The 17,968-nt window shown below is 58.4% G+C and carries 15 protein-coding genes and 1 pseudogene; 6 read left to right on the top strand and 10 right to left on the bottom strand.

From position 1 onward, the window contains the following. Positions 1–15: 15 nt before the first annotated feature. Positions 16–1,596 (bottom strand): peptide ABC transporter substrate-binding protein, encoded by a 1,581-nt coding sequence (locus ABOK31_RS10700; RefSeq protein ID WP_349956002.1) that lies wholly within the window; start codon positions 1,594–1,596, stop codon positions 16–18. A 292-nt stretch (positions 1,597–1,888) separates the two neighbouring features. On the opposite strand from ABOK31_RS10700, the gene ABOK31_RS10695 reads away from it, so the two are divergent. Next, positions 1,889–3,535 (top strand): alpha-glucosidase family protein, encoded by a 1,647-nt coding sequence (locus ABOK31_RS10695; RefSeq protein ID WP_349956001.1) that lies wholly within the window; start codon positions 1,889–1,891, stop codon positions 3,533–3,535. Here the strand turns inward: ABOK31_RS10695 and ade are convergent, their stop codons facing one another. The 7 genes and pseudogenes from ade to ABOK31_RS10660 all read right to left on the bottom strand — a co-directional run bounded on the left by ade (position 3,536) and on the right by ABOK31_RS10660 (position 11,253). Then, on the bottom strand, positions 3,536–5,233 hold the full coding sequence (gene ade, locus ABOK31_RS10690; RefSeq protein WP_349956000.1) for an adenine deaminase: 1,698 nt from the start codon (positions 5,231–5,233) through the stop codon (positions 3,536–3,538). It abuts the gene before it with no gap. Positions 5,234–5,326: 93 nt separating this feature from the next. Further along, positions 5,327–6,655, bottom strand: a complete 1,329-nt coding sequence (locus ABOK31_RS10685) for an aspartate aminotransferase family protein (protein WP_174180396.1) — start codon at positions 6,653–6,655, stop codon at positions 5,327–5,329. A gap of 354 nt (positions 6,656–7,009) precedes the next feature. Next, entirely contained in the window at positions 7,010–7,327 is a 318-nt protein-coding gene (locus ABOK31_RS10680; RefSeq protein WP_015340680.1) for a metalloregulator ArsR/SmtB family transcription factor, read from the bottom strand. A gap of 394 nt (positions 7,328–7,721) precedes the next feature. Continuing rightward, positions 7,722–8,186: pseudogene (locus ABOK31_RS10675) on the bottom strand (pyridoxamine 5'-phosphate oxidase family protein); the annotation flags it as partial. A gap of 36 nt (positions 8,187–8,222) precedes the next feature. Beyond that, complete coding sequence (choV, locus tag ABOK31_RS10670; RefSeq protein ID WP_174180392.1) at positions 8,223–9,272, bottom strand: choline ABC transporter ATP-binding protein; 1,050 nt, start codon at positions 9,270–9,272, stop codon at positions 8,223–8,225. After that, positions 9,269–10,114 (bottom strand): choline ABC transporter permease subunit, encoded by an 846-nt coding sequence (gene choW, locus ABOK31_RS10665; protein WP_092712785.1) that lies wholly within the window; start codon positions 10,112–10,114, stop codon positions 9,269–9,271. The genes choV and choW overlap by 4 nt, the downstream gene beginning before the upstream one ends. 182 nt (positions 10,115–10,296) lie before the next feature. Further along, entirely contained in the window at positions 10,297–11,253 is a 957-nt protein-coding gene (locus ABOK31_RS10660; protein ID WP_092711776.1) for a choline ABC transporter substrate-binding protein, read from the bottom strand. Between the two features lie 234 nt (positions 11,254–11,487). Here ABOK31_RS10660 and ABOK31_RS10655 point away from each other — a divergent pair, with 234 nt between their 5' ends. The 4 genes from ABOK31_RS10655 to ABOK31_RS10640 all read left to right on the top strand — a co-directional run bounded on the left by ABOK31_RS10655 (position 11,488) and on the right by ABOK31_RS10640 (position 14,969). Continuing rightward, entirely contained in the window at positions 11,488–12,069 is a 582-nt protein-coding gene (locus tag ABOK31_RS10655) for a thymidine kinase (RefSeq protein ID WP_174180390.1), read from the top strand. Positions 12,070–12,151: 82 nt separating this feature from the next. Further along, positions 12,152–12,538 carry a cytochrome c family protein gene (locus ABOK31_RS10650; RefSeq protein WP_349958924.1) on the top strand — a complete coding sequence of 129 codons (387 nt, stop codon included), beginning with the start codon at positions 12,152–12,154 and terminating at the stop codon, positions 12,536–12,538. 69 nt (positions 12,539–12,607) lie between these two features. Further along, positions 12,608–13,630 (top strand): hypothetical protein, encoded by a 1,023-nt coding sequence (locus ABOK31_RS10645; protein WP_349955999.1) that lies wholly within the window; start codon positions 12,608–12,610, stop codon positions 13,628–13,630. A gap of 199 nt (positions 13,631–13,829) precedes the next feature. Next, positions 13,830–14,969 carry a DUF2333 family protein gene (locus ABOK31_RS10640; RefSeq protein ID WP_174180383.1) on the top strand — a complete coding sequence of 380 codons (1,140 nt, stop codon included), beginning with the start codon at positions 13,830–13,832 and terminating at the stop codon, positions 14,967–14,969. Positions 14,970–15,070: 101 nt separating this feature from the next. Here ABOK31_RS10640 and ABOK31_RS10635 read toward each other — a convergent pair whose 3' ends face one another. Then, complete coding sequence (locus ABOK31_RS10635) at positions 15,071–15,802, bottom strand: LuxR C-terminal-related transcriptional regulator (RefSeq protein ID WP_174180381.1); 732 nt, start codon at positions 15,800–15,802, stop codon at positions 15,071–15,073. Between the two features lie 565 nt (positions 15,803–16,367). On the opposite strand from ABOK31_RS10635, the gene ABOK31_RS10630 reads away from it, so the two are divergent. Further along, a complete protein-coding gene (locus tag ABOK31_RS10630) occupies positions 16,368–17,333 on the top strand; it encodes a hypothetical protein (RefSeq protein ID WP_174180379.1) in 966 nt (321 codons plus the stop codon). Positions 17,334–17,351: 18 nt separating this feature from the next. Here ABOK31_RS10630 and ABOK31_RS10625 read toward each other — a convergent pair whose 3' ends face one another. Next, positions 17,352–17,864 carry a TIGR00645 family protein gene (locus ABOK31_RS10625; protein ID WP_113347606.1) on the bottom strand — a complete coding sequence of 171 codons (513 nt, stop codon included), beginning with the start codon at positions 17,862–17,864 and terminating at the stop codon, positions 17,352–17,354. Positions 17,865–17,968: the final 104 nt, after the last annotated feature.

The raw sequence follows: 17,968 nt of genomic DNA, 5'->3' as shown, positions 1-17,968 counted from the left end.
GGAGCCTGTTCCCAATTATTCTTTAACCGACAGCCAGCGCGTGCGGTGGATGTCTTGGATGTTGTCGACGAAGCCCTGGACCTTCGGGGCGACGATGTTCTGGGAAACGTAGTAGTAGATCGGGATTGCGGCGCTGTCGTCGAGGGCCAGCTGTTCGGCCTTCTTGTAGATCTCGGCGCGCTTCTTCAGATCGATCTCTTCGTTGCCCTGCTTGATGAGGGCATCGTAATCCTTGTTGCTCCAGCGGCCGTAGTTCATTTCGACGCCGGTGGACAGCAGGTTCAGGAAGTTGATCGGGTCGTTATAGTCGGCGAGCCAGCCGGCGCGACCGATCTGCACCTCGCCGCGCTGCATTTCATCGTAATGCACCTTGGTTTCGGTGTTGTAGAGCTCGATATCGACGCCAAGCGGCTTCCACATGGCGGCGATCGCAACGGCGATGCGCTTGTGGTTGTCGTTGGTGTTGTAGCGCAGCTGTGTCTTCAGCGGATGGTCTGGACCGAAGCCTGCTTCCTTCAGCAGCTTCTTGGCCTCTTCGACCTTCTGCTTGTAGGGCTCGTCCTTCCAGCTGACATAGGCCGGCTCGCCGTAATTGGCCGTGCCCGGCGGTACCCAGGAATACATCGGCAATTCACCGGTTCCGAGGATCTTCGGGCCGATGACCTCACGGTTGACGGCCATGGAGAGAGCCTGGCGGACGCGCTTGTCGTTGAAGGGCGGCTTGGTGGCGTTCAGGACGTAGTAGTAGGTGCCAAGGAAGGGCACCACATGCGCCTGGCCGGGAAGGTTCTTCTGTATCCACTCGAACTGGTCAGCGGGGAACGAGGTGAGGATATCGAATTCGCCGGCACGATAGCGCTTCAGGGCAGCGGCCTGATCTTCCAGCGTGTAATAGTTGACGTTGTCGATCTTCACGTCCTTGGCGTCGTAATACTGGTCACTCTTGACCATGCTGACGTGCGAACCAGGCACCCATTCGGTGGGCTTGTACGGGCCGTTGGTGACGATGTTGCCGATCTTGACCCACTGGTCGCCCTTGGCTTCCACGACGTGCTTGGGCAGCGGATAGGCCGTGTAGTGCATCAGGGCGTTGAGGAAGTAGGGGGTGGGATTCTCGAGCGTGATTTCCAGCGTCTTGTCGTCGATCGCCTTGACGCCGAGCTGGGTCGGATCCTTGATCTCGCCCTTGTTGATCTTTTCCGCGTTCAGGATCGTATATTGCAGATAGGCGTACTGTGCGGCGGTCTTCGGGTCCATCAGGCGCTGGAAGGCAAAGACGAAGTCCTGTGCCGTCACCGGCTGGCCGTCTGACCACTTGATGCCGTCACGCAGCTTGAAGGTATAGACCTTCTGGTCGGGGGAAATGGTCCAGCTTGCGGCCTGGCCAGGAATGGGGTTGTCCTTGGGATCCTCGGTCACCAGTCCTTCGAAAATATCGCCGTCGATGCGGTTTTCCCAGTCGCCGGAAATTTTTTGCGGGTCGAGCGAAGTCGGGTCGCCGCCGTTGTGGATATTCAGTGTGGCAGCATGCGCGGAGAAGCTCAATACCGTGCTGACGAGAGCTGTCGCGAGGAATTTTCTGGTGAAATGAGTCATACCTTTTCCCACCTTTCTGGAGTTATTATCCTTGTTTTACAAGGGTGTTTTTGATCCCGCAGGTGACCTGTACGTGCAGGTCAATGCGGGAAGTTATCGAAAGCGACGTCGCTTTCAAGTCAAAAAAAGTCGGGCATGCTTAGCGTGTGAACTTTCATATTGATAATTCGCTAAAATTGATACTGCGAATTTATCCGCCCGTTGGTTGAACTTCCCAGCAAGCCGATTGCAGCTTGCCGCCCGCGCCCGAGTGTGCAAACTGGAGAACCTTGTGCGATATCGAGGCGGTTTGATGAAATCGACGAATGACGTGGCGGGAGCCGACTGGTGGCGCGGGGCTGTGATCTATCAGGTCTATCCGCGGTCGTTTCAGGACACGGATGCCAACGGGCTCGGCGACATCAGGGGGATAACCCGGCGCTTGCCTCACATTGCCGCACTCGGGGTCGATGCGATCTGGCTGGCGCCTTTCTTCACCTCGCCGATGGCCGACATGGGCTATGACGTCGCCGATTATTGCGACGTCGATCCGATTTTCGGCACGCTTGCCGACTTCGACGAGATGATGGCGGCAGCGCACGAGCTGGGGTTGAAGGTCATCATCGACCAAGTGATCTCGCACACGTCGGACCGGCATCCCTGGTTCGTGGAGAGCCGGGAAAGCCGCGACAATCCCAAGGCGGAGTGGTATGTCTGGGCCGATCCGAAGCCAGACGGCACGGCGCCCAACAACTGGCTGTCGATCTTCGGCGGACCCGGCTGGGAGTGGGACGGCGTGCGCCGGCAATATTACCAGCACAACTTCCTGACCTCGCAGCCGGATCTGAACTTCCACCATCCGGAGGTTCAGGACGCGGTGCTTTCGGCCGTGAAATTCTGGCTGGACCGAGGCGTGGACGGTTTCCGCCTGGATACGGTCAATTACTATTTCTGCGACAAGAAGCTCCGGGACAATCCGGCGGCGCTCGTCGCATCGAGCGGGCTCGATGCTCCCGAAAGCAACCCTTACGGGATGCAGAACCACCTCTACGACAAGACGCAGCCGGAGAATATCGGCTTTCTGAAGCGGTTCCGGGCATTGCTCGATCAGTATGAAAACCGCACGACCGTCGGCGAAGTGGGCGACGGCGCGCGCTCGCTGGAGACGGTCGCGGCCTATACCAGCGGCGGCGACAAGCTGCATATGTGCTACACGTTCGACCTTTTGGGGCCTGATTTCACGCCGGCGCATTTCCGCCGCTGCGTCAGCGATTTTCAGGATAATGTCGTTGACGGCTGGGTCTGCTGGGCCTTTTCCAACCATGACGTCCAGCGTCATGTCAGCCGTTTTGCCGAGAATGAGGAAGAGCAGCCGCGTGTCGCAAAGCTCGCGATTTCGCTGCTATCAACCCTGCGCGGTTCGATCTGCCTCTATCAGGGCGAGGAATTGGGTCTGCCCGAGGCGGAGCTTGCCTTCGAGGATCTGCGCGATCCCTACGGCATTCGCTTCTGGCCGGCCTTCAAGGGGCGTGACGGATGCCGCACGCCGATGCCCTGGGAGGCGAGCCGCGCCCATGCCGGCTTTACGACGGCCGACAAATCGTGGCTGCCGGTTCCCTATCAGCACGCGGCGCTCGCCGTCGACAAGCAGGAAGCCGACGGGGATTCGGTGCTGCATCACTATCAGCGGACACTGGCCTTCCGTGCGGAACATGCCGCCTTGCGCGATGGTGATATGACCTTCCTCGACACGGAAGAAGACGTTCTCGCGTTCACGCGCTCCGAGGGAGAGGAGACGCTGCTCTTCGTCTTCAATCTCTCCCGCAAGCCCATGAAGGTCGCCTTGCCGAAAGAGATCAAGCTTGGCAAGACGATCGCCATGCCAGGGTTTGGCACGGCGGATGCCGGAGCGGCGGTGGCGCTTGATGCGCTTGATGTCTATTGCGGCAAGCTTGCCTGATCAGCCGATCAGCATGAACTTGTCGACATCGACAAGGCCCTTGTCCGATATCTTCAGATGCGGGATCACGGGCAGGGGCAGGAAAGCAAGCTGCAGGAAGGGTTCTTCCAGCGTCGCGCCAAGGGCATAGGCCGCCTGACGCAGATGGTGCAGCGTGTCGCGCACGCTTTCGTAGGGCTCGAGGCTCATCAGGCCGGCGACCGGCAGGGAGATCTCGCCGGTCACGACGCCATCCTCGACGACGACGAAGCCGCCGTTGATGTCGCTGAGGCGGTTGGCGGCGAGCGCCATGTCATCCTCGTTGACGCCGACAACGCAGATATTGTGGCTGTCATGGCCGACGGTCGAGGCGATGGCGCCCTTCTTCAACCCGAACCCCTGGACGAAACCGTTGGCGTGGTTGCCGTTCTTGCCATGCCGCTCGATGACGGCGACCTTGATGACGTCGTTGCCGGGATCGATATCGGTCTGGTTGCCCTTGGTCGGCAGGCGATAGCGGCGATGTTCGGTGATGATCTTGCCTGGTGTCACGCCGATGACGGAGCTTTCGCCTTCGCTGACCGGGACGCCGAAGTCGGCAGCGTTGATCGGGCGGGCCTTGACGCTATCAAGGCCGACCGGAGCAATGGCATTGCGGGTCGCGAAGAGTTCGGCCGTCACCTGTCTGCCGGAGGAGAAGACGATCTCGGCCTTGCAGTTTTCGAGGCTGTCGATGACGACGAGATCGGCGCGCCAGCCGGGCGCCACGAGGCCGCGATCGCGCAGGCCGAAGGCGCGGGCGGCCGAAATCGAGGCGGCGCGATAGATCGCCAAGGGCTCGACGCCATGCGCAATTGCCGTGCGGATCATGTAATCGAGATGGCCTTGTTCGGCGATATCAAGCGGATTGCGGTCGTCGGTGCAAAGCGCGAGGTGGGGTGACAGGCGCTCGGTGATGATGGGCATCAGCGCATGCAGATCCTTGGAGACGGAGCCCTCGCGCACGAGAATATGCATGCCCTTGCGGATCTTTTCCAATGCCTCTTCTGCCGTGGTGGATTCGTGCTCCGTGCGAATGCCTGCGGAGAGATAGCCATTGAGGTCATTGCCGCGCAGCAGCGGCGCGTGGCCGTCGATATGGCCGCCCTGGAAGGCTTCGAGCTTCGCCATGCAGACGGGATCCTTATGGACCACGCCGGGGAAATTCATGAATTCGGCAAGGCCGATCACCTGCGGATGATTACGGAAGGGCAAAAGCGTTTCGATCGGCAGATCGGCGCCCGATGTTTCCAGATGCGTCGCCGGCACGCAGGAGGAGAGCTGGACGCGGATATCCATGATCGTTTCCAGCGAACAGTCGAGGAAGTATCGGATGCCTTCGGTGCCGAGAACATTGGCGATCTCATGTGGATCGCAGATGGCTGTGGTGACGCCATAGGGCAGGACGCAGCGATCGAACTCGAGCGGGGTTACCAGCGAGGATTCGATGTGGAGATGCGTGTCGATGAAGCCCGGGACGACGATGCGGCCGGAAATATCGATCTCCTGACGGCCTTGATAATCGCCGCAGGTGCCGACGATGCGATCGCCGCAGATGGCGATATCCGAGGCCACCAGCTCGCCCGTCACCAGATCGAAGAAACGGCCGTTTTTCAGAACAATGTCCGCAGGCTCCCGACCGACGCCCTGGTCGATATAGCGTTCGAGTTTGGTGGTCATGTTTGTCCCTCGCATATGGATCGCCCCTCATGCCAGTTCTTTTGCTGATGCAAAAGGAGGCGTGAGGGGCGGAGATGTATTCGAGCTTATGCCTTAGATATTATTCTGCAAGATCTCGCGAAGCTTGCCGAACAGCTCGTCGATATGGTGCTTTTCGATGATCAGCGGCGGTGAAAGCGCGATGATGTCGCCGGTGGTGCGGATCAGGAGGCCCTTTTCATAGGCCTTCAGGAAGGCGGTGAAGGCGCGCTTGGTGGGTTCGCCGGCGATCGGGTCGAGCTCGATGGCGCCGATCAGGCCGGTGTTTCTGATGTCGATGACATTCGGGCAGTCCTTGAGCGAATGCAGGGCGTCGGCCCAGTAATCGGAAAGCTCGGCTGCGCGGGTGAGCAGGCCTTCTTCCTTATAGGTGTCGAGTGTTGCAAGCGCCGCGGCCGAGGCGATGGGGTTGCCGGAATAGGTGTAGCCGTGGAAGAACTCGATCATGTGCTCAGGCCCCTGCATGAAGGCGTCATGGATCTCCGAGGTGACGAAGACCGCGCCCATCGGGATGACGCCGTTCGTCAGGCCCTTCGCCGTGGTGATGATATCAGGCTTCACATCGTAATACTGAGCGGCAAAGGGGGTGCCGAGACGGCCGAAGCCGGTGATGACTTCGTCGAAGATCAGCAGGATGCCGTGCTTGGTGCAGATTTCGCGCAGCTTCTGCAGGTAGCCTTTCGGCGGAATGAGTACGCCGGTGGAGCCGGCGACCGGTTCGACGATGACGGCCGCGATGGTCGAGGCGTCATGCAGCGTGACGATGCGCTCCAGCTCGCTGGCAATATCACCGCCATGCTCGGGCTCGCCGCGGGTGAAGCTGTTCTTGCCGGGGAGATGGGTGTGCGGCATGTGATCGACGCCGGTGAGCAGCGTGCCGAACATCTTGCGGTTCGTGACGATGCCACCGACGGAGATGCCGCCGAAGTTGACGCCGTGATAGCCGCGCTCGCGGCCGATGAGGCGGAAGCGCGAGCCGTTGCCCTTCACGCGGTGGTAGGCAAGCGCGATCTTCAGGGCCGTCTCGACCGACTCCGAGCCGGAATTGGTATAAAGGACATGGTCGAGGCCTTCAGGAGCGATATCCACCAGGCGGTTCGCCAGCTCGAAAGCTTTTGGGTGGCCAAGCTGAAAGGCGGGAGCATAGTCGAGCTCGCCCGCCTGCTGGCCGATGGCTTCGGTAATTTTCGGCCGGCAGTGTCCCGCGTTCACGCACCACAGACCTGCTGTTCCGTCCAGTACCTGCCGACCGTCGTGGGTGGTGTAGTACATATCCTTGGCGCTGACGAAGAGGCGCGGTTCCTTCTTGAATTGGCGGTTGGCCGTAAACGGCATCCAGAAGGCGCGCAAATCGTTGGGGGTGGCATTCAAACGGTCCGACATGCTGTTCTCCAATGGCCATTCGGGGGCTCATTTCCCGACCGCGGCGCTGCGCCGCGCGATTATATTTACTGCTTGGTCAAATTATCAGCCGGCCCTTTTGCGTCAAGGCAAAGATGGGGGCGGAGAAGGGAGGTTGGCTATCCGGCGAGGATTGGATCGCTGCGCATCGACGTGGCGGAAGAAGAATTGTCCGTAGACGTGATACGGGCTCGTCCAGACATGAAAAAACTGGCAAATCCGAAGATTTGCCAGTTAAAGCAGTAAAACACCTGGTAATGAAAGCAAGTCGATCCTTCAGGGTCTAAAGTGTCCCCCACGGATCGTCTGTCGACAGGCCATGAGCTTTTAAGGCTCTTAAGCAGCCGATCTACTTTTTTCCGGCTCGCAATAAATGTCTTCCAGCGTTTCAAGAACACGGATCACCGATTCCGATGTGCTGGAGTAGTAAATGGTTTGAGCGTCACGACGCGTCTTGACCAGCTTCTGAGCGCGAAGCTTCGAAAGATGCTGCGAAAGTGCTGATTGGCTCAGTCCGACCTGATTGGCAAGAACGCCAACAGGAACTTCACCCTTAACGAGACTGCAAAGGATCAAAAGACGCTTCGGGTTCGCCATTGCTGATAATAATGCTGCCGCAACATTAGAGTGTTCGGCCAAATCTCTTGTCTTCATCTGTTAATCTTCCCAATGCGGAGCGTACATCAGAAACTGTGCTATTTCCAACCCGGCCCTAACCGATATCTAACAATACCAAGAGGGGTCGAAGATTGTATATACCTAAATTTAAGGTATCGAGTATGCTGTTTTAGGTATGTACGTATGATGCCTCGGCGATAGTGCGAAGGTCTCCAACGTCCCATCCAGGGGCTTAATTAGACCAAAATAGGTCGATTCTTATCGTTTCGGAGCCGCAAATATGCCAATTTTGGTCACCGCGGATTTGCAACCTGTCAATATTGGCCGTTTCTACGTTAAGCTGTCTACCTACTAATTCTCGCACTATTGTATGATTTTATTACCGCTGAGTTTTGTTGTCGGTTCGAAGCGCCGTCAGGTCCGCTGAGGACAAGATATAGGCCCTTCCGAAGCCGCCGTTCAGGCTGGCATCAAGCGGAACGAGGCGGAAAAAGCAGAAATCCGGAAAGTCGATATAGAGCTTGGATTTCGGGTGGCGATCGAGAAAAAGCGTTCGAATGCGATCGTGAGCTTGGCTTTGCCGATCGATGCGCTCCGCGTTGCAGCGTAAGGTCAGGCGAGGATGGGCGAGAGGGTCGCCCTTGCCGGGATCGCCAAAGAGCGCGGAAGCGCGGCTGTCCTTCATCAAAGCCTTGGTATGTGAGGAGAGACCGGAGACCAGAATGACCGGCGCGCCGTCGGCATCCGTGGCGACCAGGACGCGGCTGACGGAGGGAAAGCCGGTTTCGGGGTCGATGACGGCCAAGGCTGCATGTGCGGCTTTGTGCATGAGGTCGCGCGCCTGAATGCGCGCATCCTCGTTCGTTTCCCGGATCACCGATGGTTTATCGTTCATTAACGGCTCCATGAATTGAGGAGCAGTTGCGAACGACTACTCCTTTCGCCGGTGGCTGGTCAGGCCCGACACGACGTCTTGCGCCGAGATCGTTCCAATAATCGTGCCGTTGTCAACAACGCCGATGTTGCCCGGCTGACGTGTCAGGGCGTCAAGAATATCGACAAGCGGCGTCGCGGCGGTTGCCGTGGCGGTGACGGAACCGGCATTGGCCGAATGTCCGACGCCTTGCTGCATGATGTCCCGTGCCGTCAGCATGCTGATCGGGTTCATGTGCTGCACGAAGTCGGCCACATACTGATCAGCCGGATTCTTGACGATCTCCTGCGGTGTTCCGCACTGGATGATGTGTCCGCTTTCCATGATGGCGATACGGTTGCCGATGCGGAATGCTTCATCCAGATCGTGGCTGACGAAGAGGATCGTCCGCTTCAGGCGGCGCTGGAACTCCAGGAGCTCGTCCTGCAGGCGGGTGCGGATCAGCGGGTCGAGGGCGGAGAACGGCTCGTCCATAAGCAGGATCGGGGCACCGGTCGCGAAGGCACGTGCCAGGCCGACGCGTTGTTGCATGCCGCCCGAGAGTTCGTTGACCTTGCGATTGGCCCATTGCGCGAGGTTGACGAGCTGAAGCTGCTCGTCGACGCGCTTCTTGCGTTCTGCTTCCGGCACACCGGCAAGCTCAAGCCCGAAGCCGACATTGTCGGCGACCGTGCGCCAGGGCAGAAGCGCGAACTGCTGGAAGACCATGGAGACGGTGTGCATACGCAGGTCGCGCAGGGCCTTTGGGCTGCAGGAATAGGGGCTGACCGCGCCGTTCTTCGTGTTGACGGAGACCTCGCCGCGCACAACCGGCGCCAGGCCATTGACGGCACGCAGCAGCGTTGATTTGCCAGAGCCGGACAGGCCCATGAGTACCAGGATTTCGCCTTCCTCGATTTGCAGCGAGGCATTGGCGACACCGAGCACCATGCCGGTAGACTTGCCGATCTCGTCGCGCGACTTGCCTTCGTCGACGAGTTTCAGCGCGGCATCGGGACGATCGCCGAAGATGATGCTGACATTTTTGAAATCGACGGCGACGGTCATGAGCGGTCTCCTTCGCCGGGCGCGCGGAACATACGGTCTAGAATGATCGCCAGGATGACGATGCAGGCACCGGAATCGAAGCTCTTGGCGACGTTGACGCTATTCAGCGCGCGCAGAACCGGCACGCCTAGGCCGGGGGCGCCGACGAGTGCGGCGATCGAGACCATCGAGAGCGACAGCATGATCGTCTGCGTCAGGCCTGCCATGATCTGCGGCGTGGCAAAGGGCAACTCGACCTTGCGCAGAACCTGGCGCGGCGTCGCGCCGAAGGATTCGGCTGCTTCCACCAGCGAAGGGGGAGTGGAAATAATGCCGAGGCGGGTCATGCGGATCGGTGCGGGAAGAGCAAAGACGACGGTGGCGACCAGGCCCGGGACCATGCCGAGACCGAGCAGGATCATTGCCGGCACAAGATAAACGAAGGTAGGGATGGTTTGCATCAGATCGAGGATCGGCCGCATGATGGCGTAAAGCCACGGACGTCGGGCTGCCGCGATACCGAGGGGGACGCCCACCAGCATGCACACGAAGGTGGAGGCCAGCACCAGCGCCAGCGTCTCGGTCGTCTCTTTCCAATAGCCCTGGTTGATGGTGATCAGCAGGCCGATCAAGGTGAGGACCGTGATCGTGACGCTCCGGCGCATCCAGTAGGCGATTGCCGTGAAGACAACGACGACGATCAGTGGATGCGGTGCCTGCAAGACGAACAGCAGTCCGTTGATTCCATGCGCGACAACGAAGGAAAGGCCGTCGAAGAACCATGTGACATTGCTCGTCAGCCAGTCGACGACGGCTTTGGCCCATGGCCCGATGGGGATGCGGTAATCGGTTAACCAGTTCACGTCTTTGCCCACGATTGGGGGCGGCGTTTCCGATTGTTACGTATGCTGCCGGAGGTGCCGCCGAAGAATAACGGTCTGTCACGCCACACAAGCCGTTGTCCGGGTGGTGGCGGGACGCGAAAGCAAGCAGTCCATCCTGGGAAGAGAAAGGGGCGGTTTAGCCGCCCCTGCATCCACCCGCGTTACAGGCCGAGCTTGGCCTTGACCGCTGCCAGGCCGTCACCGCCATCCTTGGTGGTGACGCCGGCAAGCCATGGCGTGATTGCAGTCGGATTGGCCTTCAGCCATTCCGTCGCCGCCGCTTCCGGTTCCTTGCCGTCATTCAGGATCTTGCCCATGATTTCGTTTTCCATCGGCAGCGAGAAGACGAGATTTTTAACAAAGGTGCCGACGTTCGGGCATTCCTGCAGATAACCGGCCCGGACGTTGGTATAGACGGTCGCACCACCGAAGTTCGGTCCGAACACGTCGTCACCGCCAGTGAGATAGGTCATCTTGTAGGTGGTGTTCATCGGATGCGGAGCCCAGCCGAGGAAGATGATCGGCTTGCCTTCCTTGTCGGCGCGGGAAACCTGGGCAAGCATGCCCTGTTCGGAGGACTCGACCACTTCGAAGCCCTTGAGGCCGAAGGTGTTCTTGTCGACCATGTCGATCACCAGGCGATTGCCGTCATTGCCCGGCTCGATGCCATAGATCTTGCCGTCGAGATCGTCCTTGTGGGCGGCAATGTCCTTGAAGTCCTTGATGCCGAGATCTGCGCCCTTCTGGTTGGTCGCCAGCGTATACTTGGCGCCTTCCAGATTGGCGCGGACGGTCTCGACCGATTTGTCCGCAGCGAAAGGTTTGATGTTTTCGGCCATGGAGGGCATCCAGTTGCCGAGGAAGACATCGATGTCCTTGTTCTTCAGGGACTGATAGGTCACCGGCACGGCCAGTACCTTGACGTCGGTATCATAGCCAAGCGCCTTCAGAAGAATGGAGGCGGTGGCCGTTGTAGACGTGATATCGGTCCAGCCCACATCGGCGAAGTGCACGGTGCTACAGCTTGCCGGTTCTGCTGCGGAGGCCGTGGTGGCGCCCAATGTCAGTGCGGAGAGAGTTGAAGCGAAAGCGATTGCAGTAAGGGTCATTTTTATCATTGCGTGACTCCCAGTCTAACGTTCCCAAGCAACCACCAATAACCGACATTTTCAAGCGACCACAGTGTATTTGCGGCGGTTTGAGGGGGCTGAATGCGACGCCGGTCTTTTTCTGTCCGCCGGTGACTAAGGCTTTTGCCCCTCGGGCGAGGCGCGCCTGAATCCTGTGGTTTTCGCCGCGACCATCTTTTCTTATCGCCCTGGAGCACCCATGAAGCATTCAAGGAGAATGTCATGGCCAAGCTGTACTTCCATTATTCGACGATGAATGCCGGCAAATCGACGATGCTGCTGCAGGCCGCTTATAATTATCAGGAGCGCGGCATGCGCACCGCAGCCTTCATCGCAGCCCTCGATGATCGCGCCGGGCGTGGCACGATCGCCTCGCGCATCGGCCTGACGATGGATGCGTTGCCCTTCGAAACCAGCGACGATCTCTATGTCATGGTCGATGAAATGCATGCGAGCGAGCCGCTTGCCTGCGTCTTCGTCGATGAGGCGCAGTTTCTGACGCGCGAGCAGGTCTGGCAGCTTGCCCATATCGTCGACCGCCTCGGCCTTCCGGTCATGACTTACGGGCTGCGCACGGATTTCCACGGGCGCTTGTTTCCGGGTTCGCAGGAACTGCTGACCATCGCCGACGAATTGCGCGAGGTGCGCACCATTTGCCATTGCGGGCGCAAGGCGACGATGGTCGTGCGCCTGGACGCCGCCGGCAAGGTCGTTCACGAAGGGGCGCAAATCGAAATCGGCGGCAGCGATAAATATGTCTCGCTTTGCCGTCGCCATTGGGAAGAGGCGATCACCTGCGAGTGAAGCGCGTGCAAGCCTTCGATAGCATTGCGGACTCTCTTCGGCATATGCTCATCTGTCGAGATTGAGCTGATCTGGAGGGATGATGAAATTGCTATGTCTGATGTCGATGGCCATTGTGCTTGCCTCGACCTCTTCCGTGCTTGCGGATGGCGATGCGGTCGCGGGCGCCGTCGTTTTCAAGAGATGCGGTGCCTGTCATACGGCGACCGGGCCTGACAATCGCGTCGGCCCTTCGTTGATGGGCGTCGTCGGACGAGCCGTCGCAAGCAAGCCGGATTATGCCTACTCGCCGGCGATGAGGGCATTCGGCGCGGATGGCAAGGTCTGGGATGAAGCGCTGCTGCGGAAATATCTGCCGGCGCCGCAATTCCTCGTCAAAGGCACCCGGATGGCGTTCCCCGGTCTGAAAAGCGAAAAAGACCTCGACAACCTTATTGCCTATCTGAAGAATCCCGCCGCTGCCCAATAGTTTTCGTGCATTTCCTTCGCCTCAGGAAGCGGCTAGTCTCGCGCCAGAGGTAGGGGAGGGAATGCTTTCATGGTCAGGCCTCATTCCTTCGATGTCATGCTCGACAAGGCGCGAACGACGCTCGATGACGCCATGAACGACGCGAATTCGGCAGTGGCGACGCTCGCCGGTCACGCCAGGGAGGGCGAGCGCGTCGAAGTCGTCAATTTTCCCGTCGAAGAAGCGTCCGTCCGCGAAGCGGTCGAACTGCTCGACCGTTGGAAATCGGTCACCCTGTCGCTGGTCAAGAAACTGGATCATGCGACCGAGGAGGCGGATCTGCAGCATCGGCGATTGTTCAACGAGAAGCTCGGCCTTGAAAATGCAAGCCTGCTCAACCGGACACTGGCGCGCGGACCCATGAAGCCGGAGGCTATCATCGCCGATCTCGATACGGTCCTGGCTGCATCAGCTGAACTCGATCTTCTTTTCAAGCAGGCAAGACCCGTATTCTCCCGATACTTCCATGGCTGCGAACTCCAACTCGAAGGCGTGATCGAACGTCGGCGGAAACTCGATTTCGATATAGAGGAGACGCAGCGCCGGGCCGATGTCCTGGCGGAAAAGCTCATGTATCAGCGGCGCAACCGCCCATCCTCGCGTCATGCCGATCTGCAGTCCGAACTCGAAGCGGATTATCGTGCTCTGGTGGCGGAGCAGGATAATATTCGGCGGCAAGAACAGGAGCTGCAATCCCGCCGAATGGTGCGACAGCGCCTCATAGACATTTATGAAGGGCTGGCGACTGCTCTGAATGGACAGATCGCCGCCATCGGCGCCATGGCTGCTAAGCTGAGCGTCGATATCGAGCAGCGGATCGCCTTGCTTAAGGCGCTGGCGACAGAAGTGGTGCCAGCATCGGCCACTGTTTCGCGAACGGCAGCGGTTGAGAGCCTGATCCAGGCGTTCGAGGCGAATGTGCTGGCGGGGCATGACCTTGCCGTGCGCAAGGCTCATGTCGATGCCGTCTTCAAAAGACGGCTGGAGCCGCATCTGTTACCCGTGTCCACAGACCTGAGCGGAGTAACGGAAGAGGCGCAACCTGAGGGTTGATTGCCGTTCGGCACTGAAAATTCCATGCGGACGGTTGTTGTTTTTCCCAAGAACACATATTTGCTGGAACGTGAATGGCGATAAGGACTTAATGATCCGAGGACCGCGGTGATTGTCGCGGCGTCCATTGCGCATGTTTTAGTGTGGTGCGTCCTTTGCGTGTCGGCGGGATGCGCGGTACCGTTTAGGAGGCGTGTCCATGCTTGACTCGATCACGGCGTTCTTCAAGCGGATTTGGGCCGCTATCGTACGATGGCTGGGATTGGTTTTCGTCGGGCTTAGCTGGCCATTTCTCGCAGCGCATGGCTGGTATCGGCAGCGCAACTGGCTGATCAAGCTGCCGGTTGCCGCCTTCGTGGCGCTGATGGCGCTACTTTATATCTATTTCGTTTGGCAAACGCAGGTATGGACCGGTTTCAACACGGCCTATCCGGACGTCTACAAATTCTCCGAGCGCAAATATTCGGCTGGGCAGGAGTTGCCGGCGACGGACGGCCAGCAGGCCGCCGCAACCGCGCCCAAGACCTGCCAAACCTCGGCTGTCGTCGATGTCGCAACCGATCTCATCGACTTCAACGTCAACCAGAATGCCTGGATATCTTCGATGCTGCTCTACAAGGCCGGCTTCTTCGGTATCTCATGGGATGACACGCCCTTCCTCGACAACAAGGCGTCTTTTCAGCGGGGCGTCAATTCCGTGGTTCGCCGCACCTCGGCCGAATTGGTCGATACGATCGGCCGCGTGCGCGGAACCTCCGGCATCAACAGCGATCTGCAGAAGGCGCGCGGCAACTTGCAGTTCGACGAGTCGAGCTGGTATTTCGGCCTGCATCCCTTCGGACCGAAAACGCCGAGCCCAAGCTATTATCGCGCCGCAATGACCAACCTGCGCAGCTTCAATGGCGACCTCGGCAACTGCAAGGCAATTTTTGACGGGCGCGCCGACAATCTCCTGCAGTTCGTCGACCACATAGCCAACGATCTCGGCAGCACGGCAGACATATTGGCGAAGCGCGCCGCGGATCACAGCTATGGCTGGCTGGACATGCGGGCCGACGATCGCTTCTGGTTCGCCTATGGTCAGCTCTACGCGAGCTATGGCATTCTGACCGCAGCCCGTTCGGATTTCCAGCAGGTGATCGCCGAGCGCAATGTTGGCACGCTTTGGGCTGACGTCACCACGCAATTGCAGGCAGCCTTGCGTATTCAACCCTTCATCATTTCCAATGGGCCGGAAGATAGCTCTTTCATGCCGAGCCATCTCGCGACCATGGGCTTCCATATTCTGCGGGTACGTTCAAGCCTCGTCGAAATCCGTACGGTTCTGGGCGGTCGCTAAACAAGGAATGGACTGCCCATCCGTTTCGGCGCGATGGTCGCGCATCAACGCTGAGCCCAGTCGTTGGGCTCGGTTTTGAGAGTGCTTGAATGAGGGCCTGCTTAGCTGATCAGCTTCAGGCGGATGGCTTTTGCGACGAGCTGCGTGCGGTTGACGCAATCGAGCTTCTTGATCGCATTCATCATATAAGCGTTGACCGTATGGTCGGAGAGGGTGAGGATCTGGCCGATCTCTACGGAGGTCTTCCCTTGAGCGGTCCAGCGAACCACTTCCAGCTCACGTGCCGAGAGAGAATGCGGCGTGGCACTATCGTTGCGCTTGAGGCAATTATAAGCATCGAGCGCCTGCAGCATGATCAGGGTGAGCTCGTTGATCTCACTCTGGCCAAGACTATTGCGATTGCCCATGAACCAGAAGACGAGGCGTTGACCATCCGGGGCGTTGACCGGAATGATGACGCTCATCGGGCAATTGTAATTGATCAGGAGCGCGCGAAGTTCGCGTGGTAGATCGGCGTCGGGTTCGGCGTCCTTTTCCAGCAGGTGCCAGGAGCGCGGCATTACCGAGTCGCGCGTGCGCAATAGCATTGGACAGCGGCGAACGAGCTGATGGCGATCGAATTCACGTACGAACTGGGCCGGCATCGTCCCTTCGATGAGCAACGGCGTCATCATCGTGTCGTCGGGAACCGGGGCGTTCATCAGAGCCATATGGCTGAAGCCAAAAGCTGACCCGGTCCGTTCCAGGGCCAGTGCAAAGGCCGCTTGTGTCCGAGCAGCAGCAAGCTCGGCAGAAAGCAGCAATTGTCTCTCGGCAGTAATGATATAGGACATATGAGTTGAAGCGCCCACAGCGTGTTATCGTTATCAAATACCGGATTTATGAGTGAATGCTAGACGCAAAAATACCACAGGACCAGAAATAATTTCATTTTCATATATTTTAATATTCAGACATGTAAAATTACAGAAATCTTCGCCCAAAATGGTCATTAAGCGTAAAAATAGCGTTTCCACTGGCCTAATTTCGACGAAACCGTACATTTTGCGTTGCGCTCGGCAGTTGAGGAGCAGCCGGCTGGGACGCATTTACCAGGCCAAAATGAGGTCTGAATGTGCGTTTTGGACCGCGCGGCCCGGGTTGCCAGAGAGGCAGGACTTGATCCAAAACTGTCCTATGCTTAGCGTTATGATTAACTGTTTATAACGAGTATAAGTTCGGTTCCATCTCATGTTGCTGAGATCCGACGGCGCCCATTTTCTTGTCGCCAGCTCTTGCAAGCGTGCAAGTAGTCAGGAGTTTCATCAAATGATGCGTTGCCGCGTCGGCGCGCCTTGCGAAGGCCCAAAGCGGTTGCTATCGGTCTTGCAAAAGTAATCGCTTGCAGGCGTATAGCTCATGAATTTTCGCTTCTTCCCGCAGCTTGCGGCGCGCTGTTGTCAAACGCTGTTGTGGTTCGTCACCAGCGTTTCGCTTCTGCTTGTTTCGCCTGTGCTTGCCGAAGCGGCTGGTGTCGCCGGTGGCACCCCGATGCAGTTTTTGCTCGTTCATGGCGAGATGGGCCAATGCCGGGCCGATAGCACTTGTCCAGACTGGATCTCCGCCGAAGGGCAGATCATGGCGGACACGCCGAGGAAGCTGCAGAAAATCCTGAAGCAGATCGGCAATCGCAAATTGCCCATCGTCGTCAGCTCGCCAGGTGGCGATGTCAAGGCGGCGATGGAGATGGCTCGCATCATTCGCAAGCAAAAGCTTTCGATCGCAGTTGGCCGCACCCGCTCGCGGGCGTGCCCCTATGCCGAGCCGATCTGCTCTGCGGCTTTTGCCAAGGACGGTTCGATCACAGGGCAGCCATTCTCTTATGGGGCAATCTGCTTTTCGGCCTGCCCGCTGTTTTTTGCAGGCGGCGTTCAGCGCGTTTCCAGCCCCTTCGCGCTGCTCGGGGTTCATCAGATCACTACCACCTACAGCGAAGTGCGCGTCCAGTACCGCACCGAATATGAGATGGTAGACGGCAGGCGCAAGGTCATTTCCAAGAAGGAGATCGGCCGCAAATTCGTCGGCAAATATGACACGACGAAGCTCGACAAGGCGCAAAGAGCCAGGCTGGTCAGCTTCCTCGACAAAATGGGTGTAGACCGGGGACTTGTCGATCTGATGCTTGGAACCGACCCGAATGGCATTCATCTGATTTCGCAGATGGACGCGTTGAGGCTGAAGCTGACGACGGAGCTTGCCGATGCCGATGCCCTGGTCTCGGCTCGCAACTGCAAGGAAAATCAATCGATTTCCGATTGTGTTGCGCCGGCTCCGTCGACGACCGATGCACCGATGACCAGCGCATCGGCAATGGCCGGCAAGTAGCTGCCGCTCCGGCCTCAGCTATCCTTTGGCTTTGGCTTTCGCCATGATCTTCTCCAGGAAGCCGAGCAACAGTGCCGAGACGACGAAGGCGAGGTGGATGATCGTGAACCACATCAGCTTGGCGTTGTCGTATTGGGTGGCGTTCAGGAAGATCTGCAGCAGGTGGATCGAGGAAATGGCGACGATCGAGGACGCGACCTTGATCTTGAGGCTGCCTGAATCGAGCTTGCCGATGAACGAGACCTCGCCCTGGTCTTCGGCCTCGTCAAAGCGGCTGACGAAATTCTCGTAGCCCGAAATCATTACCATGACGATCAGGCTTGCCACCAGTGCGGCATCGATGAGGCCGAGAATGGCCAGGATCATGTCGGCTTCGTCATATGCAAAGACGTTGATCGCAACCTTGTAGAATTTATAGGCAAAGGAAACGGCGTAGACGGCGAGCGAGGCGGCGAGGCCGAGATAGAAAATCACCAGGAGCCAGCGACTGGAGAGGATGATGCGCTCGACCAGCAATTCCAGGGACTTCATATCTTTTTCTTTCCTTCTCGGTTTTCATTGGATGCCGAAAATAGGCATGTCGCCGTCTTGAGACAAGGCGGTGCGTTTCGACAAACAGAGTGCTTTGCCACTAT

The sequence above is a fragment of the Rhizobium sp. ZPR4 genome (assembly GCF_040215725.1).
In the GTDB taxonomy this organism is placed as follows: Bacteria; Pseudomonadota; Alphaproteobacteria; order Rhizobiales; family Rhizobiaceae; genus Rhizobium; species Rhizobium rhizogenes_D.
Note: the sequence above shows the minus strand (reverse complement) of the source record. Positions and strands in the feature narration are given on the sequence as shown.

What these genes read in the sequence shown, in the direction of transcription:
- ABOK31_RS10645 (WP_349955999.1), top strand. Translation starts at nt 12,608, where the DNA reads ATGGTCAGGCCTCATTCCTTCGATGTCATGCTCGACAAGGCGCGAACG.
- ABOK31_RS10625 (WP_113347606.1), bottom strand. Translation starts at nt 17,864, where the DNA reads ATGAAGTCCCTGGAATTGCTGGTCGAGCGCATCATCCTCTCCAGTCGC.
- choV (WP_174180392.1), bottom strand. Translation starts at nt 9,272, where the DNA reads ATGACCGTCGCCGTCGATTTCAAAAATGTCAGCATCATCTTCGGCGAT.
- ABOK31_RS10640 (WP_174180383.1), top strand. Translation starts at nt 13,830, where the DNA reads ATGCTTGACTCGATCACGGCGTTCTTCAAGCGGATTTGGGCCGCTATC.
- ABOK31_RS10695 (WP_349956001.1), top strand. Translation starts at nt 1,889, where the DNA reads ATGAAATCGACGAATGACGTGGCGGGAGCCGACTGGTGGCGCGGGGCT.
- ABOK31_RS10660 (WP_092711776.1), bottom strand. Translation starts at nt 11,253, where the DNA reads ATGATAAAAATGACCCTTACTGCAATCGCTTTCGCTTCAACTCTCTCC.
- ABOK31_RS10680 (WP_015340680.1), bottom strand. Translation starts at nt 7,327, where the DNA reads ATGAAGACAAGAGATTTGGCCGAACACTCTAATGTTGCGGCAGCATTA.
- ABOK31_RS10655 (WP_174180390.1), top strand. Translation starts at nt 11,488, where the DNA reads ATGGCCAAGCTGTACTTCCATTATTCGACGATGAATGCCGGCAAATCG.
- ABOK31_RS10685 (WP_174180396.1), bottom strand. Translation starts at nt 6,655, where the DNA reads ATGTCGGACCGTTTGAATGCCACCCCCAACGATTTGCGCGCCTTCTGG.
- ABOK31_RS10700 (WP_349956002.1), bottom strand. Translation starts at nt 1,596, where the DNA reads ATGACTCATTTCACCAGAAAATTCCTCGCGACAGCTCTCGTCAGCACG.
- ABOK31_RS10630 (WP_174180379.1), top strand. Translation starts at nt 16,368, where the DNA reads ATGAATTTTCGCTTCTTCCCGCAGCTTGCGGCGCGCTGTTGTCAAACG.
- ade (WP_349956000.1), bottom strand. Translation starts at nt 5,233, where the DNA reads ATGACCACCAAACTCGAACGCTATATCGACCAGGGCGTCGGTCGGGAG.
- ABOK31_RS10650 (WP_349958924.1), top strand. Translation starts at nt 12,152, where the DNA reads ATGAAATTGCTATGTCTGATGTCGATGGCCATTGTGCTTGCCTCGACC.
- ABOK31_RS10635 (WP_174180381.1), bottom strand. Translation starts at nt 15,802, where the DNA reads ATGTCCTATATCATTACTGCCGAGAGACAATTGCTGCTTTCTGCCGAG.